This window comes from Verrucomicrobium sp. BvORR106 (assembly GCF_000739655.1).
GTDB lineage: Bacteria > Verrucomicrobiota > Verrucomicrobiia > Verrucomicrobiales > Verrucomicrobiaceae > Verrucomicrobium.
Genome location: NZ_BATR01000016.1, coordinates 1 through 26,474, shown reverse-complemented (window position 1 = coordinate 26,474; position 26,474 = coordinate 1). Strand labels below are relative to the sequence as shown.

Genomic DNA, 26,474 nt, shown 5'->3' with positions numbered 1-26,474 from the left:
GGTGCGGGCAGAGGATTCTGCGAAACCCAAGGTAGGCATGGTCTCCTATTTGGCCGGAGTGGCCCCTCAAAACGGCGACTCCGTTTTTCATTCAGTCTGTGCTGAAGTTCGCTGAGCAGCATCTCATGCCCCGCCCGATAGACGAAGCCCCAGGTCCCAACGTGGGAAATCGAAACCGTCCGCTACTCTGAATCAGCCTGATGGGCAGATCCGGGATATTGCGGCGAAAAGCCAAGTGGGAAGGATCGTCGCGAGGGATCAGGATGGGCGCGTTGGTTTGTTGTTTGTGTCTCACGGATGCTGCGGGCCGCGTCGTATAGAAGTGCGACGTGGGTGCGATTTTTTGCTGAAGCCACTCCGCTCCATTTGTAGCCGCCAAGCCTGATTGTTGGAGCAGTGCAGACCTTGAGAAGGGAATATTTCCTGCTTCCCAAGATGGTCGCCCACCTGTTGCACGCTCTGGAACATGCTGAGTGTCATGCCGGCTTTGATCGGGAACATCTTTCTGGCCTCACCCATCGTGAGATGGAGGTGTTCCAATGGCCATCGAGAGGATATGCCACGAAGCAAATAGCGGAGCGACTCGGGCTTGGCATCAAGACTATGGAGACCCACCGTGCCAACATCATGACGAGGCTGGATCTCCGCTCGGCTGAGGAGCTTGTTAACTTCGCTGTGGAAGGGCGGGAGCGAGTCTTGGCCTCTTGAGGCCTGCCCAGGTGGAGGGTCGTCTCAGCGCACCGAGTGCTCGTTTGCACCAACGCTCCTGCCCGGGCAGCTCCGATTTCGTGGAAGAGGGTGGCGTGAGAGCACGATCCCGCGCACTCCTCGATTTTTCCTTCCTATGAAGACCACCCGGGCCGAGGCTCACCTCACTTCCAGAAAGGCGCGAGGCTGGGCGCTTGTGCTCATCGATGTGATCAATGACATGGCCTTTCCCGGAGGGCGGAGCTTGGTGAAAACTGCGCTGCCGGCGGCCAAACACATTGCTTTGCTGAAAGCTAGGGCGCTAAAGAAAAAAGTGCCTGTGATCTATGTGAACGACAATTTTGGCATGTGGCAGTCAGACTTCCGGCGGCAGGTGGAGCATTGCCAGCGCAAGTCCGCTCCGGGAGCGTCGATTGTCCGTCTTCTCACCCCGGGGGACCACGACTATTTTGTGCTCAAGCCCAAGCACTCTGGCTTTTACTCCACTACCTTGCACGTCTTGCTGGTGCATCTGGGCGTAACGCGGCTCGTGCTCACAGGATTTGCAGCGAATCTCTGTGTTCTTTACACTGCCAATGACGCCTACATGAGGGACTATAAAATAGTGGTGCCACCGGACTGCGTGGCCTCTGAGAAGCGCTCTGACACCCGTCTGGCGTTGGAACACATGAAACGGTTTCTGAAAGCAGAGCTGGTTCCTGGTGAAAAAGTGGAATTTTCATCGCGCAGAGGGCGGCGAGCCAGCATATGACGTCACATGCGTAGCACTCGGGGCGTCTTAACCTCGCTGGAGACCTGTGAGTGTCACTGGGGGATGTGGTGACGAGTCCATCTGAAATTCAGTATGAACAGCTTCGGCTCTATCCCGGGTCTGGCATTCCTCCCCAAAGTTGACTTCGTGGCGTCGAAACACGCGGCATTCTTGCTGATTGGTAAAGCTGATTTTTCCACCCCTGGTTTCCATGTGTTCGGCTTCTACAATTTGCATTCCCTCTGTTGCGCTGGATGAAAGTAGAGTGGCTGGCAGCTGACGAAGACTTCTTGCGTGGCAGGATCTCGGAGCCGCGGCGAGGGTGACCGTGTCTCGCAAGTTGTCTGATCACGTTATCCAGTGTCAGAGCGGATGGACTTCATGGCGGTCTGTGGATCGGTCTGAAGAGATGACAAGTGATACTTCCGCCTTCAGGACTACCGGGCCATGAAGCCCAAAGGTGATTAGTAAAGGTTCAGTATGACATCGACTTTGATCTACGAATAGTCAGGATCGTGCCGGATCGGTATCAGAGTACAGAGAGCAGGGGTACCCATGTGGTAGGAAAAATGGCGAGCCATCCCGCTCTCCAGAGCTCTGGTGGACGAAGAAAAAACGCCACGACCTTTCCCGGTGGCGCTCGCCCGGGCAAAACCAGCGCTAGTGGGTCTGGCCTGTGTCGCTGGCTGCGATTGCGTCCAAACCCTTTTCTGCGGGCCCTGCCAGAAGGCTGCCGTCTTTGTGAAACCGCGACCCGTGGCAGGGGCAGTCCCACGTCTGGTCTGCAGCATTCCAGCCCACAATACAGCCAAGGTGCGGACAGACGGCGGATACAGTGTGCACTTGCCCTTGTTGATCGCAGCACATGGCGATTCGTTTGCCACCCCGGCGAGAAACTTTGCCTTCTCCTTTGCCCATTGGTTGGTTGGATGAGCCTCCAATGGAGGCAGCGAAGCCCTTCAGCAGATAGTAGGGGTAGTCCGCATTCTCTTTGAGATAGTCCCATGCGCCGGAGAGTTTCTTACGTGCAGGGGAGAAGAGATCCGCCCAGGGGTTCTTGGTTTCCGTGATGGCGTCATGAATGATGGCCCCAGCCAGTGTGCCAAAGGTGTAGCCGTTCCCGGAAAAGCCGGTGGCCACATACTGATGTTCATCCACGGTCCCTATGTAGGGCAATCCGTCGGGCGTCTCGATGACTTGGCCGGACCACCGATAGGTTGACACGGCATCGGGCATCCATCGCGACAGGGTATCCTCAAGGCGGCGGTAGCAGGCGTCCGTGTCCAATTTCTGGCCCGTCTTGTGATCTTGACCTCCCAGCACAACCACGTCCGCTTCTGCTCCCTTATCCACACGTACGTAGTTAAAGGGATCCGCCGTATCAGACCAGATGAATTCAGGAAATGCGCCTGAGGGGATCGTGGCGGCGATCGCATAGGTGGAGTAAGCGTACAACTTGGTCTGGAAGAACAGTGCCCCCAGCGTTCCCGTGTTTCCTTGAAGAGGCATGTGGGTGGCAATCACCACCTTGTCGTAGCGAATGGTATGGCCGTTGGTCAGTACCGCCTTCCGGGGATCCTCTTTAAAGGACGCCACTTCCGTATGTTCATAGATTCCCACTCCCAGCGCCGCGGCCTGGTGGGCTAGAGCCCGGAGATACTTCACGGGATGAAACTTCATCTGGTTGCCCATCCGGATGCCGCAATTCCCTGTGACGGGGACCCGTTCCTCAAAGGAGGCTTCGAATCCATGTTCGATCATCATGGTGGCTTCATCCCGCAATGTCTTCCTCTCGTCATCTCTGGAGGCATCCTCGGCGAGCGCCAGAAAGCCCGGAACCACCCGGAATTCGCAGGATAGGCGATATTCCTGCACTAGATCATGAATGATCTGCATGGCATGGGCCCCCGCATCCCATGACGCCAGCGCGTGATCCTTTCCTACCCTGGTCACCAACTCAGAGAGCCGGGTGTCTGTCATGTAGGTGAGATGCGCAGTGGTGTGACCACTGTCACCGCTGCCGATGGTTTGACGTTCCACCACGGCAATGTGCAGTCCCGACTTGGCGAGAAGAAGCGCCGTAGTCAGGCCAGTGACTCCTCCGCCGATCACCAGCACGTCCACTTCCTTGTCGCCGTCTAAAGGGGTGGCATGCGTGCGGGGAGGGAGGGACAGCCAGTAGGATTTGGTTTTCATGAGGAGGGGGCAATGGGGGGTGCAGATGTGTTCACTCACTGGATCGTGGAAGGGCAAGACACGGAGGGAGCCGTAAGTGGCCCGATGCTGGGTTAAGGGGCAGCCGCAGTGAGATGATGGGTTCCGATTCCCTTTTCGGCAGAAGGCCGTTACCAAATGAACATTGTCAGATTCACGGAGGTGGTGAAAGATGCAGGCAAGCCGGAGGTGTATCTCCCATGGAAGACCCCCTCCAGGGACGCGGCCCTGCGCAAGCTCGTCGCCCAGCATCGCGTGATGACGCTCATGCAACCCCGCACGGGCACCAAGAAAGATTGGGGTGAGGTGGGCTTGGGCAAGAACCTCGATGGGCAAATCCTGGTGTTTCCGAAGAGTCTGAAGAATGTCGCGGGGAAGCGAGTGGTGGGAATCGACTACCGCTTGCTGAAAGAGTTGCCTCTGGCCCCCCGCCGACGCCTCAAAAAGGTGGCCCCCGCATTGGTGAAAACTCGACAGGTCCAATCTTTCAAGACCGTCACCGAACGGAAGGGGAGTGAGGAACTGCTGCCGCAAAATATCATTCACCTGCCTCCCCAGGCGAGGTCTGCCAAAAAGGAAACTAAGGCCGAATCACCCAGAGTCCGCAAGAAGGTGGCATCAGAGCCTGCGAAGAGAAAGAAGGTAGCACCCATGCAGGATACCCTGCTGCGGAGAAAGGCGAGGACGGCCCTATCTGCATGGAAAAACGGCAATCAACTCCCCGCTTACGGGCTGATCCAGCAACTGGCTGAGAAGACGTAGGCCCTGGTGTCTGAAGTGACCGGGTTTCTGCGTTTCCATTCCATGAGCCCGCCTGAACCGGCCATCAGGCAGTCTTGTTCTCCACGACTATCAAGCCCTGGTACGATCCAGGAATGGCGCGCTTTTGCACACTGATTCCACCCTCGAACCCTTCTCTCTTATGGCGCAGATGCAACAGGATGAAAAGCCGCTTCGCCCCGCGCAGCATCAAGATCAACAACCCGGTGTGGAGTCTGAAATGAAGCCCTTTCCGAAGGCCGACCCCGTAGCAGAAGCCTGTGTGCCAAAACTTCACCACAAGGTCGCCATCATCACGGGAGGGGATAGCGGGATCGGACGGGCTGTGGCGCTCGCCTTCGCGGCAGAGGGGGCCAGTCTGGTGATCAGCTACCTGAATGAGGAAAAAGATGCCCAGACTACTGCAGAGAAGGTACGTGAACTGGGGCAACGAGTCCATCTCATGGCGGGCGATATCGGCGATGAGCACGTGTGCCAACGCTTGGTGGAAGAGACCCTCAACCATTATGGGCACCTGGACATTGTGGTGAACAACGCGGGTGAACAGCATCCCCAGAAGTCCCTTGCCGACATCAGCACTGAGCAGTTGCAGCGCACCTTTCGCACCAACATCTTTTCCATGTTTCATCTGTGCAAAGCCGCGTTGCCGCATCTGAAGTCTGGCGCAGCCATTATCAACACGACTTCAGTCACGGCATACCGGGGCAGCCCGACGCTGCTGGACTATTCTGCCACCAAAGGGGCCATTGTGACCTTCACCAGATCTCTGGCGCATGCCTTGGTCAAACAAGGCATCCGGGTGAACGCGGTGGCTCCGGGGCCGATCTGGACACCCCTCATCCCTTCGACCTTTGAGGCGGAGAAGGTAGCATCCTTTGGCTCCGATGTCCCTCTGGGAAGGGCAGGGGAGCCCAATGAGGTGGCGCCGTGCTATGTCTTTCTCGCATCAAAAGACTCATCCTACATGACCGGGCAAGTGCTTCACCCCAATGGCGGAGAAATCGTAAATGGATGAGGGGGTGCGAATACGTTTTGGGTGCGAACCACTACTTCGCCACTTGTTGGCGACGAGGTGGAGCAGCCTCACCCAATCGCTGACATTCACCTTTGGAGCTGAAGCCCATCTGGAGCCGGAAGTAAAACGCGTGAACAATTCGAAAGGTTGGAAAAGGAACAAACTCCTAATTCGCCTCAGCGGGCAACGTCGTCTCCAGGGACACCTCCTCCCAACAGCAGACTGTCTTCTTGTCATACACGGACTCGGATCCATCGAGTGCCATCAAGACCAAGGATCGTGGGGTTTCGCACACTCTTTCACCGAAGCATCTGATCCTCGTGCCGTCAACGTACGTCAATTCAAACGCCTTCATCGGGGCATTTTAGCAAAACAGTTGTGAGGGGCAATTCTTATAGTTGATCAGTCTGACGACTCTGTGTTGCTTCAGAGACACTCAATACGTTTAACTCCGGATGCAGGCAACTTGCTGGATGCAATATCTTCGGTTGCTGAACAATCAGATTGAAGCCTGTTTAGCCGCTCAACAATGGACGGGCCGGAAGCCTCCCTGTTATAGCGCCTTCATAAACGCGGAAAGGTCTGCTTTCTCACTCGAGTTTAACTTTAGCTGTAGCACAAGATTAAAGAACTCCACCGTGTCCTCTAGAGTCAGGCAGCGGCCATCATGCAGATAAGGTGGGCTGTCCTTGATTCCGCGAAGAGTAAAGGTCTTGATGGGGCCAAGGGCAGGGCTGTCGGTAAACCGTTCAACCATGAGATCATGGTATTGATGATCCAGGTAGGAGGGAGGCGTGTGGCAGGTGGCGCATTTGGCCTTGCCAAAAAACAAGTCTTCACCACGTGACTCACTCTCTGTGGCCTTGGAACGATCCAACCTACCCGTGGCGGGGTCCAGCTTCGGAGCGGGCGGGAAGTCGAACATGTTTTGCATCTGCGCCATGTGACTCACCTGGACTCGATCCAGAATCATCGCCCCCTTTTTGAAAGCATGGATGGGGTCCCCATTAAAGTAAGCGGTGCGCTGCTCAAACTCGGTGAAGTCTTCAACGGAACGGAGACTCCTCTTGGAGCCATGGACCTGCTGGTTGAACAGGCCTCGCAGACTGACGGTATCAAGTCGGGGCCTTCTCTGCTGAGGCCGGATGTCTGGGCTGAGGTGAAACTGGGCCGTGGTATGTCCGTTCACATGGCAGTCCAGACAGGTTACCCCCAAGCTGGGTTGCTCTGTCTTGCGGTCATCGGTGGGATTGAACTCTTCTTGAGGAAGTGGCGTCAGCAAGAGGCGGAGGCCATCCAGTTGCACGGGGGTGAGCAAGTCTTTGAAGAGCTTGTAGTAGTTGTTGATGGAGACCACCTCTCCCCGTGACACATCTCCCAGTTCCGGTCGGTTCTGCAGGAAGATGGCGGGAGGAAACTCCGGCAGAAACGCATCCGGCAGATCGAAATCCACGTCAAACCGCTGCAATCGTGGAAAAATGACTGTCTGCATGGCCGGGAACACCTGCCCGCCTGCCACATGCTTCGGGTGGGGCAGGGCGGGGTAAGGGAACGTCCCTGCCTTCCGGATGTCCCCGGGTGCAGCCTCGTTCAATTTGTCCCAACTCACTCCCTCAGCCAGGCGGGCGGTGGGGCCCAGGGGCACAGGTTTGCCCCGGGACATCTTGGCGACAGGATCGAACTTGGGATTCAAGTCATATCTCTTGGCCAGAAGCTTCGCCTGAGCTTCCATCACCGCAGACTTGGCTGCTTTGTCAGCCTGCATGATCTCGCCAAAGGTCTGCTGGGGAACTTTTGCATTCAGAGGGTCTCTGTAAAAGTCGAATCCCAGAATTTGCCCCCCATCAGGTTGCGTCGCGATGGCGGAGGAAGCAGGCGCTGCTTTGTCCGCCTTGAATTTGTCATCGGCATCGTGAGCGGTTTTCTTCTGCTCCACTCTTGTCTTGTCTGCCTGACGGGGCGTCTGTGCGTCCTCAACAGCATCCGGAGGATGAGAGTCAGTCTTTTTCTGAGCCCAGATGACGGCCGGCAGGGCGAGGGTAATGAAGGTCACAAAGGTGGCCTGGACCAAAAGGGTTTTCATGAGCTTTCAAGATGTAGGTTATTTTATGCAGATGGGTTCTAGGAATCTTCCGTGGGAATGCCCAGAGGGTCGATCACTTTTTGACCGGGGCTCTGGCCATGATCCCCGCACATGCCTGTGGCGAGACAGCTTGTCAGTGCGGCACTGAAGCCGGGACGGTCTCGGGACTCCAGCACGCATCGCAACCTGCGGAGCCAGAGAGCGGCGATCTTGTCGGGGTCGGCCTTGTCCTCCTCGCGAAGGGTGTCTACATCGTAGCTCTCCTGATAGACGGGGAGCCCCCCGACTTCGACACTGAACTTGATGATCACGGGAGTGTCGCTCGAAACAGGTTCCGTGGCGGTGAAGAGTCCTACGTCAGGCATGGTGATGGGATGGGGCGAAATGGTTTCTGAGACGGCTGGAGCCGCCGTCATATCACACCAGGATCGCGAAATGCTGCTCAGAGGGTGGACCGTAGTGCTCCACGATGCCTCAATCAGGGAGTTCAGCTAACAGGCTGCTGCTTCCGAAGAATGGTTGCAGCCGCTGTGACTACTTTGGGCGAACTGCTGGCATGAAGCGCTTTCTCAAGGAAAACGGTCTGTCGCTTGCTCTGTTCCTGCTCTTCGCCGCGACCTTGGCTGCAGGTCAGGTGTTGACGGGTTACCGCGAGTCAAACAAAGACAAAGTTCGTCACGGAGAGAGCGCCGAATCGATGGGTGAGTATTTGACGGGATCTCATTTTCTGGAGGCTACATCGGAAAACTGGGAGTCCGAATTCCTGCAAATGGCCGTCTATGTGTTTGTCACCGTCTTCCTGTTTCAAAAGGGGTCTTCTGAGTCCAAGGACCCAGACAGGGTGGAGGAAGTGGATCGGGATCCCCGGCTTTCCAAACACAAGGCCAATGCGCCCTGGCCGGTGCGGCAGGGCGGATGGATCCTGAAAGTGTATGAGCACTCCCTTACGCTCGCATTCGTGGTGCTGTTCCTGTTTTGCTTCGCCCTGCACGCGGTAAGCGGGTGCGCGAACTACAATGAGGAACTCAGCCAGCATGGGGAGCCTGAGATGCGGGTGGCGGAGTATCTGCGCAGCAGCAGGTTTTGGTTTGAATCCTTCCAGAACTGGCAAAGCGAGTTCCTCGCCATCCTCAGCATGGTCTGCCTGAGCATCTATCTGAGGCAACGTGGTTCTCCCGAGTCCAAGCCGGTGGATGCGCCGCACTCGGACACCGGGGAGTGAGGGCCAAGGTCTCTGGTGGATGCGATCAGAACACGCAGGCTTCTGACGGGAAAGGGCCTGCCCCATTGGGGACCACGCGAAGGTAAACTCTTATTATGAACACGCCGGAACTTGACGCAGCGCAGCTAACGCCACTCACCCCGGAGGAAATTGATTTTCGTGGGGAGGTGATTTATTTCATCGTCGTTGACCGCTTCTACGACGGGAATCCCAGTAATTTAGCTGGTAATCACGAGCTCAACGATCCCTCCCACCAAGACTGGGACAAGTATTGGGGTGGGGATCTTCAGGGGGTGCTCGACAAGCTGGACTACCTTCAGAAAACGGGCGTGACGGCCATCTGGCTCACCCCGCTCTTTGAGCAGGTGGAAGCCTTGGAGTGCGGGAAGCTCCGCGCGCCCATTCACGGTTATTGGACCCGTGACTTTAAACGCATCAATGCCCGCTGGCTCAATGATCCCGACGAATGCTCCCTCTTCCAATGCAAACACACCCTTTTTGACCGCCTGCTGGCAGAACTGCACGAAAGAGGGATGAAGTTCGTGCTCGACATCGTCTGCAATCACAGTTCACCATCAACGACGGAAGGGAAAGGCAAGCTATATGATGACGGCAGGCTTGTTGCCGATCACGAAAATGACGTGGATCATTGGTACCATCACTATGGGGATGTGACGGACTGGCAGGACGAATGGCAGATTCAAAACAAAGATGTCGCGGGGCTGGCGACCTTCAACGAGAACAACATCCGGTATCGCCGCTACATCAAGGAGGCGATCAAACTATGGCTCAGCCGCGGAGTGGATGCGCTGAGGATCGATACTGTCAAACACATGCCGCTGTGGTTCTGGCAGGAGTTCGTCACCGACATGCACACGTTCAAGCCCGATGTCTTCGTGTTTGGTGAGTGGATTGACAGCCATCCGGACAATGCGATGGCCATGGAGTATGCCAACGAGGATGGAATGTGCCTGCTGGATTTCGCCCTGTGCCACGCGATTCGAGACTGTTTGGGAAAGCGCAATGAAGAGGGTTTTCACCTGGTGCAGGAGATACTGGGCATGGATGAACGCTACCGCAGCGCCACGGAGCTGGTCACTTTCATCGAGAATCATGACATGCCCAGGTTCCAGTCCTTGAATCCTGAACGAGAGTGGCTCCATCTGGCGCTTGTGCTCCTGCTGACGGTGAGAGGCATTCCCTGCTTGTACTACGGATGCGAGCAATATCTCTACTCGAACTTGGAGGGGGGTGGTGACCCGTACAATCGACCCATGATGAAAGACTGGGAGGACACGGAGGCCCGACGGATCACCCGGATACTCGGTGCAGAACGCAAGTCCAACTCTGCGGTGCAATGGGGAGGTGTATGGCCGAAACTCGTTGAAAGGGATGTGTACGTGTTCCTTCGTCGTTACCGCGATTCCAGGTGCATGGTAGTCCTCAATCGTGGAGTGGCTCGCGATCTTTTCCTGCACGATCTGGAGATGCCTGACGGCTCGTATGAATGTATCCTCACGGGGAAGAAGCTGGTGGTGGACGGGGGACGCGCAAAGCTTCACGTGAACAGTCTGGAAGCGCTGGTCTTCACAATAAGGGGCAAGCCGTTCAAAGCCCGCGTGATGGTCAATGTCCAGGTAGACGGTATCCTCACGAAGCCTGGAGACCGGGTGGGCATCGTGGGAGACTGTTCTGAATTAGGGGAGTGGGACTTGCAGCACATTCAGTACCTTGAATGCGTCAACAACAACACATGGTTCGGCGAGATTGCTTTTGAGGAGTCCTGTGGGAGGCCCCTTGCCTACAAATACGTCGTACTGAATTCGGACAACCTTGATGACGCCAAGCGGGAGCACCGCTCCCCACGTCGCCGTACCGTGCCGGAAACAGGTGCCGCGAAATGGCGGGACCGCTGGCAGATGTGACCGGGCGTAACTGCCTTGGATAATCTACATCCGGCAAATGAAGTGACTCCGAATCTGCCACGTATGAAACTAGAAACCCTTACAGATCTCTATATTCACCAGTTAAAGGACCTCTACAGCGCGGAGAAGCAGCTGATCAAGGCCTTGCCCAAAATGGCCAAGGCGTCGACCAATGAAAAGCTGCGCGCCGGATTCGAACTTCACCTGGAGGAAACTCGGGAGCATGCTGTGCGTCTGGAGAAGCTCCTGGCCAGTCACAAACAAACTACCCGGGGACCAAAGTGCAAAGCCATGGAGGGTCTCATTGAGGAAGGCAAGGAGCTGATTGAAGAGGAAGCCGATCCAGAGATCCTGGATGTCGGACTCATCGGGGCTGCTCAGAAGGTGGAGCACTACGAAATCGCAGGGTACGGCACGGCCCGGTCGCTGGCAGAAATCATTGGCGATAAAGAAGGACAGAAGATCCTACAGAAAACGCTGGATGAAGAAGGCGCGACCGACAAGAAACTGACGGATCTTGCCTTGTCGGAAATCAACGTGTCCGCAGCTGCCTGATCCGATCCGCACGTGTGAGCACCACCCCTCAGAGCGACCTGGAGATCAGTTATCATGCTTCGCATGAGCAATTTGCCCCCAGCGCGCTCCTGAGGTGGGTGCAGAAGGCGGAGAAGGCAGGATTCAACGGGTTCTTCAGTTCGGACCATTTTCATCCTTGGAGCGAGGCTCAGGGGCAGGCCGGTTTCTCCTGGGCTTGGATGGGAGCTGCGTTGCAGGCGACTTCTCTGCCCGGTGCGATGATCTGTTGCCCCGGCTATCGATATCATCCCGCTGTTGTCGCCCAAGCCGCCGCGACGCTTTCTGAAATGTACGAAGGGCGCTATTGGCTGGCGATAGGCAGCGGAGAGGCTCTTAATGAAAAGATCACCGGGCAGCCGTGGCCCCTAAAAGACATCCGCAATGCAAGGCTAAAGGAATGCGCGGACATCATTCGCGCTCTTTGGGCGGGCGATACGGTCACGCATCGAGGCTTGGTTACGGTGGAAGAGGCGAAGCTCTATACGCTGCCGCGGCAGACGCCACTTCTCATCGGGGCCGCCATCACCGAAGCCACTGCTGAATGGATGGGCTCGTGGGCCGATGGACTCATTACGGTCTCTAAGCCGCCCGAGGAATTGCGGAAGATGGTCGAGGCCTTTCATCGAGGAGGTGGCGCAGGCAAACCCCTTTACCTCAAAAGCGGCCTTTCCTATGCGCCGACGAAGCAGGAGGCGCGTCTTAATGCCCATCAGCAATGGCGGAGTGTGGCATTTCAGAACAATGTCCTGGCAGAACTTCGCACCCCAGCGGAATTCGACGCCATCGGCAAACATGTGCGTCCTGAGGACATGGACGATATGATCCGGATTTCAGACAGCCTGGAGCAACACAGGGAGTGGATTCAGAATGACATCGATGCTGGATTCACCAAGATCGTGCTACACAACATTGGCAGGAACCAGGAGGAGTTTATCGATGTGTTTGGTGAAAAGGTACTCCCCGCCTTTCTGTAGTGGGATGATCGAGGGGACTGCGGCGCCATCGACCTTCGGAAGCGGAATATAGATTTCAAACTCGTTCATGGAAGGCATGATGTCTGGTACAAGAGGCACCGATTGTTGCGGTTGGAGGAAGAGGGCTTCTTCGCAACCTGCTGAAGGATTGCTCCTTCTGGCCCTCAATTGGGGGAATTGTCCGGATTCGTGAGCAATCTAGTCTCAACACATGGATGAACATTTTCCATCGAGGCGCCTCCAGATTTTAGTGGTGGAAGATCATGCTGACATTCGGGGCGTGCTCGATCGATATCTTAACAGGATGGGGCACAGGGTAGCCGTCGCATGTGATCTGCAGGATGCTCGAACCAACCTTGAAAAGTGTCGCTGGGATGTTCTTATTTGTGACAGGAACCTGCCAGATGGTCATGGGTGGGATCTTTTGAGAGAGATGGCTGAGGCACAGGCTCCGGTGTACGCTGTGGCCATGAGTGCTGCCGCGACGAAACAGGATGAAGCAGACGCCTCTGCAGCCGGCTTTGCGCAGCACTTGAGAAAGCCGTTTGATCTACGGGAGTTGGATAAGGTGGTGCGAGAGGCCCTGCTCCGACACCCGGAGGAGTCCTGAATGCCGCGAATAGGGCCACTCCGCTGTTCTCCGCACCGCTGGTGCTGCGCCAGGCAATTACCTGGTCCGGTACTTGTTCGTAGATTTCTGCCTCCCAGATTTTGGTCTTGCCGACAATCTCCGCTTCCCACTGCAACAGCTTGTCATTGATCTGCCGCACCGACTTCACGCCCTCCATGAAGTGGGGAAAGTCTTCGAACTGGGTCCACTGATTGTACACGGTGCGCAGGGATCGGCCTATCTCGATGTTTCTGGTAATGGTCTCCATATTGATTGGGGATTGAATGTCAGGAGACTATTCTCCTCTGTCGTGAGAATCGTGGGGTGGACGAGTTTGGACCGTAAGTTATCCGGATGAGGTGCCTATCGGGCGGGCAATGAATTCGGGCCGCTTGGAGAAGCGTCGGCGATCACGAGGATATGAAGGCACTTTGTTGGCATGGAAAGTCGGATGTACGGGTGGATTCAGTTCCAGACCCAAAAATTATCGATCCTACTGACGCGATCATTAAGATAACAGCCACGGCCATTTGCGGTTCAGATCTGCATTTGTTCGATGGTTTCATGCCTACCATGGAGGCTGGAGACATCCTTGGGCATGAGCCCATGGGCGTGGTGGTCGAGGTGGGGGCCGCGGTGAAGAAGCTTCGTCCAGGCGATCGAGTGGTGGTGCCTTTCACCATCTCCTGTGGGAGCTGCTTCTTCTGCAGCAAAGGCCTCTACTCCTGTTGCGACACCTCTAATCCCAATGCGGAAATCGCCCGCAAGGCAATGGGGCAATCTCCCGCGGGGCTCTTTGGCTATTCGCATATGTTGGGGGGCTTTGCCGGTGGTCAGGCGGAGTACTTGCGTGTGCCCTATGCAGATGTGGGGCCGGTGAAGATTGAGTCCGACCTTCCGGACGACAAGGTGCTCTTCCTCTCGGACATCTTCCCCACAGGTTACATGGCTGCGGAGAATGCAGAGATTGAGCCCGGTGATACCGTTGCGGTTTGGGGCTGTGGTCCAGTCGGTCAATTTGTCATTCAGAGTTGCTGGATCATGGGGGCGGGCCGCGTGATTGCCATCGACCGGGTGCCTGAGCGACTCGCGATGGCGGCGACTCACGGCAAGGCGGAAACGCTCAATTTCGACAACGATGACATTTACGAACGTCTTATGAGCATGACCGACGGACGGGGACCGGACCGCTGCATTGATGCCGTGGGCACCGAAGCGCATGGTACGGGCAGCTTCGATGCAATTCTCGACAAGGCCAAAGCGGCAGTCATGCTGGGCACGGACCGACCTCACGTGCTTCGACAGGCCATCCGATGCTGTCGGAAGGCGGGCACCATCTCCATCCCTGGTGTCTATGTAGGGCTGCTGGACAAAATCCCCTTCGGGGCCGCAGTGAATAAAGGGCTGACGTTCAAGATGGGACAGACTCACGTCCAGCGCTATCTCCGCCCCTTGCTCTCCCGCATTGAAAATGGGGAGATCGACCCCTCCTTTGTGATCACTCACCGTCTGCCGCTGGAGAAGGCACCGGATGCCTACAAGATGTTCCGGGACAAGCAGGATGGCTGCGTAAAGGTTGTGCTGAGTCCATGATTTCGGGGGCAACACGGACTAGGTTTTGACTTTAGATGCGCGGAGCCTCATAAAATATAGGAGTGAGCAGGGAGGGGATCGAACCCCCGATCATTCCAAAGTATCAAAGGAGTTCAACTTGCTGGACCACTTCGGCCAGCGACTGAAAGGTGTTGCGGTCCACGGTTTCCGACAAGGCGCACAGCTTGATGAGGTCTGGCAGAACAATGCCGCGGGCCATGCGGATGACCTCGGGCGGCGAGCAGGCCGGGTCCAGGAGGACCACCGCCTGCACAGGGCACACACACGACAGCGTCGCAGCCAAACGAGCCGGATCATTATCGAGCCAGCGCTCCAGCTGGCGGTAGGTCCATTCCGGATCAGCACCATCAAACGCATGCAGCATGAACACGTTCGGCTCCACTGGAAGGTCCGTACCTTCAGCTTGATGGGTTCCCACCTCCTCCCAAAGACCTGTACCATGCACACGGGACATCGTCCGCATGACCAGGTCGTGGTGGTACTGCCACATCTTGTTCTCGTCCGCAGCGAAGCGGTTGATGATCGACTCCCAGCGACGGCACAGCATCGTGAGGGAAGTCGCCGCCACCGCACACACTTCACGGATCTGGGAAAGGCCCATCCCCTGCATCGTGTAGGTGTCGACGGGGCGGATGGTTCCAGCCCGGAACCGACGGTAAAACATCCTGGCTGAGGCCATGTCCCAGGCAAATCCGTTGCCGAGGATCTTGCGGAATTCCTCCGCGAACTGGGAGTTGAGGACCCACTGGAACGCAGCACGAGTATCGTCGCCCCAGTTTCGGGAGGGGCGCAGAGACTCTGGCAACGAGTGGGAAATGACAGGTGAAATGTCCGAAGGGCAGGCGCAGCATCCAGTTCAGTGTCAACGTTATCCAAATCAACTGAATCGGAAATGACCGGGGAAATGTCGCAGAGAATGTCCTCCGTCTGATCCCCCATACCGTTATCGGGATCTCCCGGGAGCACCGTCAAAGAGTCCTGATCATTCGATACCGGTAAACTGCCCACCGGATCTGCTGCCTCCGGCATCGTTTCCAACTCTTCTCCCGGTGAGAAGCTTTCCTGGTCCCCTCTCCGGCACGGAGAGGGTAAGGGTGTGGTTACGTTATGATATACAATACATTTGTCGTGATGCTCCCCGTCTTGACGGATTTCGACAACACGGGAAACGGCTTCGGAATCAGCTGTTTTGGCAAAGACGAACGGGATGGCGGTCACCCACCACTTCTGCCCGGCCATCTTGGTGCCGCCATCGGTCGTACGGTGCTCCGTCTTTACGTAACCTGTTGCCTTGAGCGCCAGCAGGGCGTCCCGTACTCGGTAGTCAGAAATTTTGGCCGCGCGGCGGAGATACCCCCGGTTCCACTGGAAATCACTGCTGCGGTTCAGCAGTACGGCCAGCAGCTTGCAGGAGAAAGGGTCGAGAGAAGAGACGGCGTCACTGGGCAGGACCACATAGCCTTTGCCCTGCTCAAGGGCCATGGCGGGCGTAAGGTGGTTGATGCGCTTCTCTCGCTTCGAGCGAGGCGGTCGGCGGGGCATCGAGGCAGCAGGTGAGGCCTTCATGGGTGAAGTTGCAGTGTTCGTGTCTAGAAGCCTCAAAGTCCCTCGCTGCGCTTCTCACTGCCGGGCGTCTGGGCCTCAATGAAGTCGCGAACGGACTGCACATTCACAAGACGTGTGCCCTTGAGCTGATGCTTTTTCCGTAGCGACACGCTGCGAATGTCGCCTGAGGACATGAGAGCCCAAAGCGTACCTCGCTTGATTCCAAAGAGACGGGTGATGTCTGTGGGCCTTGCCCACTCTGGGAGGGCGTCGGTGGAGAGTTTAGAGTTGTCTTGAACCGTGTTCACAAATCACGGTAGCAAACTGACTTCCCGTTAGGTTGTCGTTGGACGCAGTCGATATTTCGTTGTGGAGCCGTTGCTGGAGTCGTCTGTTCCCGTTCTTTGCGCGTTGAGGGGGAGAGATTCTTGTCGTCAAAGTTTATTTTTGTTCACCTTGGTCTTTTTCTTTTCCTCTCGTTTGGCAGCCATCTCCCGACCCCATTTGCTCTTCGTTGCTTCCTGGACTTCGAGTCGTTCGACCTCCCGCCATACTGCCCACGACCAGAATTGGTTGACTGTCACCCGCTGGGAGGCCTTTTCCCCATTCTTGCGGACGAGTGCTGCTAGCAGCTTCATGGAATTGGGCTCATCCTCTTCGTAGAGGGTCTTTGCCGCCTCCCTAAAGGTCAACGTTTTGCCGGTGCTCGGGTAGATGTACCGGTCGTCTGCAGCCTTCTTCGCTTGGATGTACCAGTCTTCGTAGACCACAGCGGGAAAGTTGACCTCCGCTTCTTTGGCTGCGTAGATGGCCATAGCTGAGGCCCGCCATAGGGAAAGCGCTTTCTCCGCAGCGGCATTCACGTCTAGAGCGTCGGATTTACCCAACAACTGGGCAGCTAACAATGCGAGCTCGCCAACAGCGGGGTACCCGGTGTCTAGCTGTGGTCGCGGTTTCTCAACCATCCGGGAGGTACTTTTCTTCATGGATTGAGGTCTGGGAGGCTGCTGAGGGCTTTTCGTTTGGAGGGACTGTCCACGTGGGTGTAGTGGGCGGAGATCTCTGCCGAGTCGTGCCCGATGATGTCTTGAACGATGGCTGGCGACACGCCGGCGTTTTTCATCAGGCTCGTAGCGGTGTGGCGAAGGGAGTGGAATGACAACGGGGCGATTTCATGTCGTCCGGATCGACCCTGTTTCTGAGCTTCGTGGCTGGTAATCTGCCGCAAACCTGCCGCGGCCAGAATGTCGCCGAACTGACGCGAAAGGGCGGCAGCCTGGCCGGTGGCGACCTTTACGTGGCTGGCTGCTCGGGGGTGGATGAAGGCGTCCGCCTCGCCAGCCGTGAGTGAGGCAATATGCCGCTGAAGGGGCTCAGCCAAAGGGATGATGACGACCCTGCCGGTTTTGGCAGTCTGGAGACGGATTTCCCCTTGAAGGAGATCCAGATTTGCCCACCGAAGGCGAGCTAGGTCCGCGATGCGTTGACCAGTGTAGATCCCGAACAACACCATTGAGCGCCATTCGTCATCTGCCACTGACAGGACAGCTTGCAGCTCTGAAATGGTAAAGGGCCGCCTTTTGACTCTCTCTTCGGCCGACTTGAGCGGACGAACATCCCGAACGGGATTCTCGGGCAGGTAGCCATCCCGGCGGGCGTCTTCGAACATGGAGCGCAACAGTTTGACGGCTTGGTTCGCCGTGGTGACGCTGAGCCTCTGGGCCACGTCGTCTCTGTATTTCACGAACGAGCTTTGGGCCAGTTGCCCGATGGCGTCGTCGCCTCCTTTCCCCAGCCACCTCAAGAAATCGCGAACCCGGGCACTGTAGTTGGAGTAGCTGGCGGGCTTCACTTCCCCCTTCCGGCGGGCCAGCCAGCCCTCCAGGAAGGTCCGGGTGGTCGAAGATGGGAGGTCTTCCCCGTGAGCGCTTTTGTAAATGTCAGAGATGACTTGATGCGCCTGCTTGGCCTTGGCCTTCTGTTTGGCCAGCACCTCCCACTCGTCGGCCATGGTCTGAGCGACCTTGCGACGGGTTTCTTTGGTGGACCGCTGAACCCTCCGACCGTCCGGGAGAATGAAGCAGGCGAACCAGAATGGGGAGCGTTCCTTTCTACGTAGGGATGCCATAAATAGTGGCAAACCGGCTCAGGAAACTCCTATTTCAAAGCGGAGACGACAAAGTGGAACTTGCAGATAAGAAATCCAGCTCATGAATCGGCACTTCGATCGCTGCCATCCGACGAACGATTTCCTCTTTCGAACTGGTTCAAGCAACAACTCTTGGAAGGCTCGTTCCAATTGACATTAAACAGCGAGTCGATGCGCAAGGCTTGTCCTCCGCTAAAGAAAGGGGGCTTCCTTCCGGACGGTTCTAATCTACCTCATGTTGTTGCCAGTCTCTCGCGAGATATGACTGGGATGGGGGCATGGTTAGAGCATTTGCGCACAATCCTACCTCTGAAGAGGGTAGACGTAGTTGAAAGTCCAGATACAAAATTTAGCCATCTAGTCGCTCATTTCGATAATGGAGCGGCGGTGCCATCGTGGCATTTATCAGACGGCACATTGCGGATGTTTGCTCTTACTCTGTTGCCATATCTCAAAGAGAATAGTTCAGTTTTCTTTATTGAGGAGCCAGAAAACGGAATTCATCCGCAAGCAGTTGAGGCGGTTTTTCTCTCGCTCAATTCTGTATATGATGGTCAAGTGCTGGTGGCCACTCATTCACCGATTTTCGTCGGACTGTGTGAGCCGCATCACCTGCTTTGTTTCTCTAAGACCGAACAAGGGGAGACGGATGTCCTTAATGGAAGTCAACACCCCAAACTCCAGGACTGGAAAAAGGGTCTTCCACTTGCTCGGTTGTATGCTGCCGGGATCCTTAGCTAGCATAAATATGGAGGCCAAAATCGCCATCTTAGTTCCCGACGGAGCCTACCCTCTTGTGATTGAGAAGATCCTTAGGGAGCGGCGCGCAAGCTTGAGGCTGAGAGCTGTCGACTACGAAATTGTTAAAGATGCGTTTCGAGACAGCAGTAAAGAAGTGGTAGACCTACTTCGACCTTACCAAAGATCTTGCAGTCACGTCCTCCTTGTAAGGGATTTTCACGGCAGTGGGTGGGAAGACAGGGGTAAGGCAAACCTTGAAAAATACCTTCATAATGAGCTGATAGAAAGTGGATGGGAAGAGGCGAAATCTTGCGTACTAATAGTTGATCCTGAGATTGAAGCGTGGATTCGATTTGAATCTACGCATCTTCAAGCGCTTGTGCGCGAAAGAGCTCGCAAGTGCAAGGATCGCGTCGATCTATTTTTTCCAAGCGCTGTTGAGTCTGCGATTGATAGCTTTGGAGGGCGGAACGAGCTTGGTAAGCCAAAGCATCCAAAGGAGGCGCTCGAAACGCTACTGAAAGAATTTGGAATTCAACGTTCGAACTCAATCTACGAGAGGTTGGTCGAAAAGGAGAGTCTTCACGGCTGCAAAGTCGAGTCATTTCTTCAGTTCATCCAAACTTTGCAGAGATGGTTTCCTTTGAATAATGGCGGTGAATACCTCTTCGCATGCGAGTAATCGGCGATTGTGGATCGGCGCATTATGTTTGAATCTAGTTTTCCCCAATTGGCATTTTATGCCTCGCTGAAGTTTGATGCATGCAAAGGGGTGACGGAAAGCTTCATCTTGTTCTCGACCATCTGAAAAAGTTGGTCTGCTATTGTGTCCGCACGAGTGCCTAAGTGGCACTCTCTGTGACAATTGGGGCATAGAGCTACAGTGTTGTTGATCGTATCTTGGCCGCCTTCTGCGAGCGTTACGATATGATGGACCTCTAGATAAGGACTTCCCTCTGGAGTTAAAAAGGGGGCAGGTGCGCCACATCGTTCGCAATGTCCTGCAGATCTTCGCAAAACGTAAGCATGAACCCAAGGGTCTCGGCTAAACTGCACAACCTCGCGCTCAATGCGTGAAGGCTGGAGTTGGCCCAATGGGGGTGGGAGTTCAATTATCTTTAGTGCGGTTTTGACCAGGTTTTCAAACTCAATTGGGTCTGAAGTTGGCCTCAAACCAAGAAGCTCAAACTCAAAAGGAGCGTGCCTAAAACAGATTTTGCAAGCATGAGTAGATGGGGCGTCTCTGAATATACGCCGTTGTAAAGCCCAAGATAGCAGATGTGTCAGGCTGCTTGAACAAACCTTGAGCCAGTCAGGTGTGGGGAACGAGCGATGAGAAAGGGTGACTCGGCAGTTGGAACGGTGAAAAACAACATGCATTGAGGCTGTAATTCCATTTCTCGGAAAGTTAAGAACAAAACAGTCTGGATGTGAATAGAGCCACTGACGGTAGGTGTGCTCATCTGACTTGCTGTCAAAAGTGCGGATGGTTGCTTGGTTCACGGTTTTGGAGTCAATGATAGTGATTACAAAGCTCCGGTGTGGTGTTACGCGAGTCCCTTATTGTGAGTTTGCCACGAAAAACGCATTTTACTGCTATGCAAATTCATTGTTGTGTATGCATTCGGATAGTAAGAGGCGAGTGTGCCCAAGTGCAAATTGCGCGTTTACTTGCAATAACCGCGTGCTGATATCTGGTGCTTACAGCAGTTTGGAAGCACTTTTTGATCGATTGACCGGAACGTGTAAACCATTTTTGAGATCGAAAGCGTAGGTATGGATGATAGAGACGCATTTATCGATTTGGGATGCGTTGTCATGGTGGATGCAGAAGCCGTTTTTTGTGGCCTGTTGTGGCGGGTGGCTGGGGGAGAAGACCGGGGGGCAGTACGAGAAGAAACACCAGTACCTGTACTGCTCAGGTTTCAAGGTAGCGACTCGGTCCTCGTCGTGGAGCAGAAAGGGCATGAAGAGGAGGCGAGGGTGTACCTGGCCTCCCAGCGGCTGAATCATCCGCAGAACGCAGCGCAGTTTCTGGAGTCGCTGCCGGGAGGATTGTACCGGTCCGGCACGGTCAGGCTGGAGATGCGTTGATTTCGTGCATTTCGTTCTTTTCGTACTTCGTACGGAGAAACTATCGGTGTTGAGGATGAATGATTTATGACTTTCTGGGTTTGGAGGGGTCCGAACTTCTCTTTTTTGGCGGAGAGTGGCGTTACATTATCTCGTCTGCTACCTAACCCGCCTCATGACAAGTGCGATCCATCTTGGCCTTTACCTTTCAGGATTCTTCTCCGGGGTGCTTTGCTGCGTCCTCTTTAATGCCGTGAAGAGCGGGGTGCTGAGACATTCGGATTTCCTGATTGAGGAGCGATTGGTGGAGATCGAGGCGGCGAAAAAGTTGGTGGCGGAGGGGTGGTCGGTGGGAATGGACCGGAGTGCGATCCTTTATAACGTGATCTTGATCCCACCGGGCGTGGACGGGCCTTTTGTCGCCAGCTGGTTGGAGGAGGGTCTGCTGCTCAACAACCTTCGCTTGAGTTCGAGGCAAGCGCGTCGGCTGTTTCCGGGTGCTTCGATTCGCCTCTCGGCCAGTGGCATCTGAGTCCGGCTGAATTTCATCACAGAGGGCCGCGAATGTTGGTCCGCGACGGATTGGGCGTCAGGAACAAATCGACCGACGTTCGCGGCAAGATGCCGCGAACAGCACGCAGGATGCGTGCGCTCCCCAATGACCGCTCTGCGGGGCGTGTTGCGTCACTCGCGCAGGCTGAAGCCGGGACTCCGTCCAGCTTCGGGTCCAACGTCTTGACGCACTGCCCACTGACGTACTGACGTACTGACGTACTGACGTACTGACGTACTGACGCATTGGCCGCCAGGCCTCAGTTCGTCGATTTCGTGCATTTCGTTCTTTTCGTACTTCGTACGGAGAATTTATCAGTTTTGAGGATGAGGTGGTTATGACTTTTGGCCTTTTGGAGGGGGCAAGAGGGCCTGGGTCTGGTGAGGGGATCGCTTTTGGGCTTATGGGATCTTACGGACTCGCGATTCGGCCCTACTGCTCACTAAGGTGCGAGTTTTAAATTAAAGCGCGAGTTTAATTTAAAGTTGCGACTTTGATTTAAGGAAGCACTTTCACACAGATGGAGGGTCCTCGGAAATTTGAAGTCAATCTGCCGTATGACGATGGCAGCCAATTCTTGGTGGATGCTGTCTCAGCCGATGGGAAGTCCATTTTCGAGGTGAAAATAGGGCTGCGAGATCTGCGGAGTTTTGCCCTGGCGGTGGTGGAGGTGGCGCATTTGGCGGACCGGAATCAGGATAGGATAGAACGGTGCTTTCTGATCCTGGAGGCTCCCTTGGTCGGGGACGCGCGACTGATTCAGGAGTGGCAGGCGATTTGCAGCCTTGTGAGGCCAGATCTGGCCTCAAAGCTTAGTTTGGTGGTGAGGAGATCCGAGCATCGAATAGAGGTCGCGGGGAACCCTCCAAGCAATGAGGACGAGAAGATCATTGATCAAGTGGTTGAGAGAGCCCTTCTCAGACAGGACAGATCCCAGGCTAGGAGACGACACAAGGAGTCTTTTTACGAAGTGTTTCAAGTGCTTCTCGTCCATTGGTTCCGCAGGAGTGGTCCTCTAACATTGAAGGAGCTTTGCCAGCAGACTGGATTCTCTTATCCAACTGTCGCGAGTGCGTTGGAGCGTTTGGAATCCTCGTTGCGCAGACACTCCGACCGGCGGGTGGAGTTGGATACATTTCCTCGCGATGAATGGTTCAGGTTGGTTGCCCAATCCGAGAAGGCCCGCGCAACCCAAGGATATGCTGACCGCTCCGGCAGACCTCGTCCTCCTGAGGTGCTCCTAGGCCGTCTCCGCGAGCTCCATCGTCATGACATCGCCGTCGGCGGAGTACTTGGAGCGCGACGGTATGTCCCCGGACTGGATCTGGTCGGCACACCCCGGTTGGATCTCGTGATCCACTCGAGTCGAGAGGGCGAGGTGACTGAGTTCTTGCGCCGCCTGGATCCTGCCCTGGTGCCAGCGGAACGGGGCGAGCCCTGTCGGGTCGTCCTTCATACCTTGTCCCGCCCAGTCTCGTTCTTCACCGAATCCGAAAATGGCCTCTGTTGGGCGGATGAGGTCGAATGTCTGCTGGATCTCCATGAAGCCCGTCTGGAGTCCCAAGCCCTGGAGTTCCTCACCCGGTTGCCCCCCCATCATCGTCATGAGTCACGTCTCCCCCTCCCGTGTTTTTGCAGAAGTGGCCCGCGCCGTTCCGGAGGCCTGCCGCAACAACATCGTGGTGATCGGCAGTCTTGCTGCCGGCTATCACTACTTCAGGAAAGATCCCACCAAGGCTGTCCGCACCAAAGATGTGGATTGTGTCCTTGAACCGTTCCATGCCGCAGTCGGAGCGGGGCAGAGTATTGCCCGTCAACTGCTGGACGCGGGCTGGCAGCGAAGGGTGACAGGCGACCACCAGAAACCTGGCAGCGTCAAGACACCCGTGGAAGAGTTGCCCGCCGTACGGCTGTATCCTCCGGATGTTGAACCCGATTCAGAGGAAGCTTGGTTCATCGAACTGTTGACGGTGCCAGAATCTGCTGATGTCTCTGGCAGAGTGTGGACCCGGCTGCCGTTGGCCGAGGGCCACTTCGGTCTGCCTACGTTTCGCTTTCTTTCCGTCACAACATTTCGCCCGCTTAAAGCTGGGCCTTTGGGAATTCGGTATGCTCGACCTGAGATGATGGTGCTAGCCAATCTATTGGAGCATCCGAAGATTAAGCCGGAACGCATGAGCGCAGCCATCGTCGGCCGGGAGATCAAGCGCAGCAACAAGGATCTCGGACGGGTGCTTGCCATTGCCAGGCTGGCGGACTTGGACGACTATCGTCCATGGGCAGAGGCGTGGCGAAAAGCGCTGCAAGCTTGTTTCCCAACGGAATGGTCGGTGCTTGCAAAGAGTGTGGGGAACGGAATGCGCGAACTCATGGCCAGCAAGACTGATTTCGAGGAAGCCCATCACACGTGCCTCAATGGTCTCCTTTCGTCGGACCCTCCTACAGTTGACGGGCTTCGTGCTGCTGGAGAACGCGTGCTGGGGGATGCGATTGAGTACCTTGAATCGAATGCGGACAGGTGAGCGGTAACAGGTCCAGTCAAGCCCCCGGTACTCGTAGTCACACCGGCCTCGTCAGGCCTCGATTTCGTGCATTTCGTTCTTTTCGTACTTCGTACGGGAAATTCACCAGTGTTGAGGATGAGGGGGTTGTGACTTTCGGGGTTTTGGAGGGGTGGAAAGGGCGGTTTTGCTTGGCTTTGGGGATGGGCTGGGTCAGAGCCCGCTGCGCGGGAGACGCCAGACTAGAAGACACAAGACACAAGACCTGAGCTGGCGCGTGGGAGGAGACCAGGAGAAATTGGGTATCAGGGGCAGAGGGAACGAAGTTCATGGCTTGGGAAGGGCGGTTTTACTTGGCTTTAGGAGTGGGCTGGGGCTGGTTAGGGGATCGTTTTTGGGCTTATGGGATCCTCATCGCCATCGTCATCGCCAGCTTCATCGTCATCTCTGCCTGCTACGACCCGGATCCGGTCGGAGAGCGGGGCGTGGATCTTGCCTTGGCCTTGGGGGGTGGGGGAAGGCCAGGGGATGGGAAACGCCGACAGCGAAACGGAGAGCCAGCGAGAGATGCGCGCGGTACGGGGGCGGATGGCGCAGATCGTGTGGCGTTTGCGGCGGCTCTGCCGGGAGGAGGAGAAGGGGCGGAGCCGGGAGCTTGGGCTCTCGGCCCCGTGGGTGCTGGCGGTGGCGCGGGCGCGGCTGCAGCAGGGGCTGGCGGATTGCGAGATGCTGGACGGGCTGGTGCAGGAACGCCTGGCACGCGGAGAAGACGAAGGCGAAGGTGAAGGAGGTCGGGAGCCCTGGCCGCGGTACGTGGCGGGGTATTGCTGGTGCCCGTCTGATGCTGCTGCTGAGGCCGAGTCCGAGGCCGAGGATGCGGCTTCTGCGGCGGCTTCTTCACAGTCGCTGACGGGGCTGGTGCAGCATGTGCATCGGCTGACCCTCCGGGAGTGCCAGGTGGTCTCGCAGGTGGGGCGCTCTGCCCGGGCGGCGGCGCGGGAGGGGGATGCAGAGAAGGCGATGGACAAGCGGCTGCTGCACCGGGTGCGGGAGCGGTTGCGCGATGGGTTCCCGCCAGAGAACGTGCTGGCCTACTACGCCAGTGACATCCAGGCGCGGCATGAGGCCGGGCGGGTGCAGTTTGCGATCGATCTGGGGCGGGAGCTGGAGCAGGCCCTGCGCAAGCCAGAGCGCTACCAGCGCAGCACGTCAGACTGGCTGCTCCGCCTCTGGCTGCCCCTGCGGCTCTGGGAATGCCCGGCCAACGGCGAGACGGCGTACCATCGCCTCACCCAGGCGGCCCGGCTCATGGGGCAGGTGCCCGTGGGGTTCCCGGCGTTTCTCACGGCGTGGAGGAACGGGAGGGCCCGCTTCGCGGGCAAACCAGTGCGTCAGTAGGTCAGTGGGCAGTGCGTCAAGGCGTTGGGCCCGCGCCAGTAGCGAGTTCAGGCCTCAGCCTGTGCGAGTCAACAAAGCAAGCCAAGCGAAGCAGGGAGACACAAGACGCAAGACCCTGAGCAGAGCTTCTCTATGCTCATACAAAGGCACGAAGGCACAAAGGAGGGCTGCTGATGTGGCTGGCGAGGCTCTGTTCGTAGTACAAACTTCAGTTTGCCCACGCGGTGATGGACGGCCTAAGGCAAACTGAAATTTGACCGCTTGGTTTGGGCGTCTTCCGCGGCCCGCGCAGGCTGAAGCCTGTACTCCGTACAGCTTCGGTTTCAACACCTTGACGCACTGCCCACTGACGGACTGACGCACTGGTTCCCGGGTAGCAACGCGTCCGATTTCCAACAAACGATTCAACTTGTTTCTTCAATCCAGTTACCCCGGCAACCGCACAAAGGGCGGGGGATGACGGGATGAGGAGCTTGGCGCACTGTCCTGCGCATGCACAGACAGGATGGGGAAGGGGAATGGGCCGCCGACAGGGCGATGGACAGACGGGCGACGGCGTTGGAACGGGCGGGGTTGTACTTGAGCAAGATGCCGGTGGCGGTGTCGGGCCAGAGCGGGCATGCCACCACCTTCAGGGCGGCATCGGCGCTGGTGTGGGGGTTTGATCTGGATCCGGAGGAGGCCCTGCCGCTGCTGATGCATTGGAACCAGGGCTGCCAGCCACCGTGGACGGAGCGTGATCTGCGCCACAAGCTGCGCAGCGCCAAGTCCACGCCGCACCCGAATCGCGAGCGGGGTCACTTGCTCTACCAGGAACGTGAGCGCGAGCCTCATCGTGATCGGCCCCGTCGCGCTGGGCGCACTGACGCTGGCCAGAGAAAGGGCCAGCCTTTCGTCTCTCCTGGAGAGAGCAGGGTGGAGGAGAAGGAGAGAGGGACGGGAGGAGGTGGTGGTGAAGCCCTATGGCAGGGTTCGAGGAAATATGACAACGGACCCCGGCGGAGTGAGGAGGAGCCGGAGGAAAGGAGGGTCCGGCTGCGTG

The 26,474-nt window shown here is 56.5% G+C and carries 25 protein-coding genes and 2 pseudogenes; 17 read left to right on the top strand and 10 right to left on the bottom strand.

The window, feature by feature from the left end; genetic code table 11:
• The first annotated feature begins 844 nt into the window (after positions 1 to 844).
• Entirely contained in the window at positions 845 to 1,459 is a 615-nt protein-coding gene (locus BV106_RS02605; protein ID WP_038160048.1) for an isochorismatase family cysteine hydrolase, read from the top strand.
• Positions 1,460 to 2,119: 660 nt separating this feature from the next.
• Here BV106_RS02605 and BV106_RS02600 read toward each other — a convergent pair.
• Positions 2,120 to 3,655: an FAD-dependent oxidoreductase gene (locus tag BV106_RS02600; protein WP_051944847.1), complete on the bottom strand. Its 1,536-nt coding sequence runs from the start codon at positions 3,653 to 3,655 to the stop codon at positions 2,120 to 2,122.
• Positions 3,656 to 3,811: 156 nt separating this feature from the next.
• On the opposite strand from BV106_RS02600, the gene BV106_RS02595 reads away from it, so the two are divergent.
• Together BV106_RS02595 and BV106_RS02590 are read left to right on the top strand one after the other, a co-directional pair.
• Complete coding sequence (locus BV106_RS02595; protein WP_038160047.1) at positions 3,812 to 4,435, top strand: hypothetical protein; 624 nt, start codon at positions 3,812 to 3,814, stop codon at positions 4,433 to 4,435.
• A 169-nt stretch (positions 4,436 to 4,604) separates the two neighbouring features.
• The gene (locus tag BV106_RS02590; RefSeq protein WP_038160194.1) at positions 4,605 to 5,468 is read left to right on the top strand and encodes a glucose 1-dehydrogenase; all 864 of its coding nucleotides are present in this window, start codon (positions 4,605 to 4,607) and stop codon (positions 5,466 to 5,468) included.
• A 553-nt stretch (positions 5,469 to 6,021) separates the two neighbouring features.
• On the opposite strand, the gene BV106_RS02580 is transcribed toward BV106_RS02590, so the two are convergent.
• Positions 6,022 to 7,551 (bottom strand): hypothetical protein, encoded by a 1,530-nt coding sequence (locus BV106_RS02580; protein ID WP_051944845.1) that lies wholly within the window; start codon positions 7,549 to 7,551, stop codon positions 6,022 to 6,024.
• Between the two features lie 38 nt (positions 7,552 to 7,589).
• Positions 7,590 to 7,916: a hypothetical protein gene (locus BV106_RS02575; RefSeq protein WP_265595265.1), complete on the bottom strand. Its 327-nt coding sequence runs from the start codon at positions 7,914 to 7,916 to the stop codon at positions 7,590 to 7,592.
• Between the two features lie 191 nt (positions 7,917 to 8,107).
• On the opposite strand from BV106_RS02575, the gene BV106_RS02570 reads away from it, so the two are divergent.
• The 5 genes from BV106_RS02570 (at position 8,108) to BV106_RS37020 (ending at position 12,858) form a co-directional block, all read left to right on the top strand.
• Positions 8,108 to 8,773, top strand: coding sequence for a DUF6766 family protein (locus BV106_RS02570; protein WP_038160040.1), 666 nt, complete (start codon positions 8,108 to 8,110; stop codon positions 8,771 to 8,773).
• Between the two features lie 95 nt (positions 8,774 to 8,868).
• The gene (locus tag BV106_RS02565) at positions 8,869 to 10,698 is read left to right on the top strand and encodes an alpha-amylase family glycosyl hydrolase (RefSeq protein WP_051944842.1); all 1,830 of its coding nucleotides are present in this window, start codon (positions 8,869 to 8,871) and stop codon (positions 10,696 to 10,698) included.
• A gap of 63 nt (positions 10,699 to 10,761) precedes the next feature.
• Entirely contained in the window at positions 10,762 to 11,253 is a 492-nt protein-coding gene (locus BV106_RS02560; protein WP_038160038.1) for a ferritin-like domain-containing protein, read from the top strand.
• A gap of 38 nt (positions 11,254 to 11,291) precedes the next feature.
• On the top strand, positions 11,292 to 12,248 hold the full coding sequence (locus tag BV106_RS02555) for a TIGR03885 family FMN-dependent LLM class oxidoreductase (RefSeq protein WP_038160186.1): 957 nt from the start codon (positions 11,292 to 11,294) through the stop codon (positions 12,246 to 12,248).
• A gap of 211 nt (positions 12,249 to 12,459) precedes the next feature.
• Positions 12,460 to 12,858 carry a response regulator gene (locus tag BV106_RS37020; RefSeq protein ID WP_081891482.1) on the top strand — a complete coding sequence of 133 codons (399 nt, stop codon included), beginning with the start codon at positions 12,460 to 12,462 and terminating at the stop codon, positions 12,856 to 12,858.
• A gap of 46 nt (positions 12,859 to 12,904) precedes the next feature.
• On the opposite strand, the pseudogene BV106_RS39210 reads toward BV106_RS37020, so the two are convergent.
• Positions 12,905 to 13,036: pseudogene (locus BV106_RS39210) on the bottom strand (cyclase); the annotation flags it as partial.
• A gap of 242 nt (positions 13,037 to 13,278) precedes the next feature.
• Between BV106_RS39210 and BV106_RS02545 the strand changes: the two are divergent.
• Positions 13,279 to 14,451 (top strand): zinc-dependent alcohol dehydrogenase, encoded by a 1,173-nt coding sequence (locus tag BV106_RS02545; protein ID WP_038160037.1) that lies wholly within the window; start codon positions 13,279 to 13,281, stop codon positions 14,449 to 14,451.
• A 103-nt stretch (positions 14,452 to 14,554) separates the two neighbouring features.
• Here BV106_RS02545 and BV106_RS02540 read toward each other — a convergent pair whose 3' ends face one another.
• Positions 14,555 to 15,277, bottom strand: a complete 723-nt coding sequence (locus tag BV106_RS02540) for a hypothetical protein (RefSeq protein WP_038160036.1) — start codon at positions 15,275 to 15,277, stop codon at positions 14,555 to 14,557.
• A gap of 302 nt (positions 15,278 to 15,579) precedes the next feature.
• Between BV106_RS02540 and BV106_RS02535 the strand changes: the two genes are divergently transcribed.
• Positions 15,580 to 16,029, top strand: coding sequence for a hypothetical protein (locus tag BV106_RS02535; RefSeq protein ID WP_038160035.1), 450 nt, complete (start codon positions 15,580 to 15,582; stop codon positions 16,027 to 16,029).
• Between the two features lie 41 nt (positions 16,030 to 16,070).
• Here BV106_RS02535 and BV106_RS38005 read toward each other — a convergent pair whose 3' ends face one another.
• The 3 genes from BV106_RS38005 to BV106_RS02520 all read right to left on the bottom strand — a co-directional run bounded on the left by BV106_RS38005 (position 16,071) and on the right by BV106_RS02520 (position 18,028).
• Positions 16,071 to 16,211 (bottom strand): hypothetical protein, encoded by a 141-nt coding sequence (locus BV106_RS38005; protein WP_265595263.1) that lies wholly within the window; start codon positions 16,209 to 16,211, stop codon positions 16,071 to 16,073.
• 240 nt (positions 16,212 to 16,451) lie between these two features.
• Positions 16,452 to 17,003 carry a hypothetical protein gene (locus BV106_RS02525; protein ID WP_265595262.1) on the bottom strand — a complete coding sequence of 184 codons (552 nt, stop codon included), beginning with the start codon at positions 17,001 to 17,003 and terminating at the stop codon, positions 16,452 to 16,454.
• Positions 17,000 to 18,028, bottom strand: coding sequence for a site-specific integrase (locus tag BV106_RS02520; protein WP_265595261.1), 1,029 nt, complete (start codon positions 18,026 to 18,028; stop codon positions 17,000 to 17,002). The genes BV106_RS02525 and BV106_RS02520 overlap by 4 nt, the downstream gene beginning before the upstream one ends.
• A gap of 177 nt (positions 18,029 to 18,205) precedes the next feature.
• Between BV106_RS02520 and BV106_RS37010 the strand changes: the two genes are divergently transcribed.
• Complete coding sequence (locus tag BV106_RS37010) at positions 18,206 to 18,907, top strand: ATP-binding protein (RefSeq protein WP_265595260.1); 702 nt, start codon at positions 18,206 to 18,208, stop codon at positions 18,905 to 18,907.
• Positions 18,825 to 19,589 (top strand): hypothetical protein, encoded by a 765-nt coding sequence (locus BV106_RS02510; RefSeq protein ID WP_265595259.1) that lies wholly within the window; start codon positions 18,825 to 18,827, stop codon positions 19,587 to 19,589. Before BV106_RS37010 ends, BV106_RS02510 begins: the two co-directional genes overlap by 83 nt.
• 56 nt (positions 19,590 to 19,645) lie before the next feature.
• Here BV106_RS02510 and BV106_RS39205 read toward each other — a convergent pair whose 3' ends face one another.
• Complete coding sequence (locus BV106_RS39205) at positions 19,646 to 20,287, bottom strand: HNH endonuclease (RefSeq protein ID WP_081891471.1); 642 nt, start codon at positions 20,285 to 20,287, stop codon at positions 19,646 to 19,648.
• A 438-nt stretch (positions 20,288 to 20,725) separates the two neighbouring features.
• Between BV106_RS39205 and BV106_RS02500 the strand changes: the two genes are divergently transcribed.
• On the top strand, positions 20,726 to 21,001 hold the full coding sequence (locus tag BV106_RS02500) for a hypothetical protein (RefSeq protein ID WP_265595258.1): 276 nt from the start codon (positions 20,726 to 20,728) through the stop codon (positions 20,999 to 21,001).
• Between the two features lie 154 nt (positions 21,002 to 21,155).
• Positions 21,156 to 21,512, top strand: coding sequence for a hypothetical protein (locus BV106_RS02495; RefSeq protein ID WP_038160021.1), 357 nt, complete (start codon positions 21,156 to 21,158; stop codon positions 21,510 to 21,512).
• A 1,261-nt stretch (positions 21,513 to 22,773) separates the two neighbouring features.
• On the opposite strand, the gene BV106_RS02485 is transcribed toward BV106_RS02495, so the two are convergent.
• Positions 22,774 to 23,139, bottom strand: a complete 366-nt coding sequence (locus BV106_RS02485) for a hypothetical protein (RefSeq protein ID WP_038160011.1) — start codon at positions 23,137 to 23,139, stop codon at positions 22,774 to 22,776.
• Between BV106_RS02485 and BV106_RS02480 the strand changes: the two genes are divergently transcribed.
• The 3 genes and pseudogenes from BV106_RS02480 to BV106_RS02470 form a co-directional block, all read left to right on the top strand.
• Complete coding sequence (locus tag BV106_RS02480) at positions 23,138 to 24,055, top strand: hypothetical protein (RefSeq protein ID WP_038160009.1); 918 nt, start codon at positions 23,138 to 23,140, stop codon at positions 24,053 to 24,055. The genes BV106_RS02485 and BV106_RS02480 overlap by 2 nt on opposite strands.
• 471 nt (positions 24,056 to 24,526) lie before the next feature.
• Positions 24,527 to 25,432 (top strand): hypothetical protein, encoded by a 906-nt coding sequence (locus tag BV106_RS02475; protein WP_265595257.1) that lies wholly within the window; start codon positions 24,527 to 24,529, stop codon positions 25,430 to 25,432.
• A 492-nt stretch (positions 25,433 to 25,924) separates the two neighbouring features.
• Positions 25,925 to 26,474, top strand: a pseudogene (locus tag BV106_RS02470) (hypothetical protein); the annotation flags it as partial.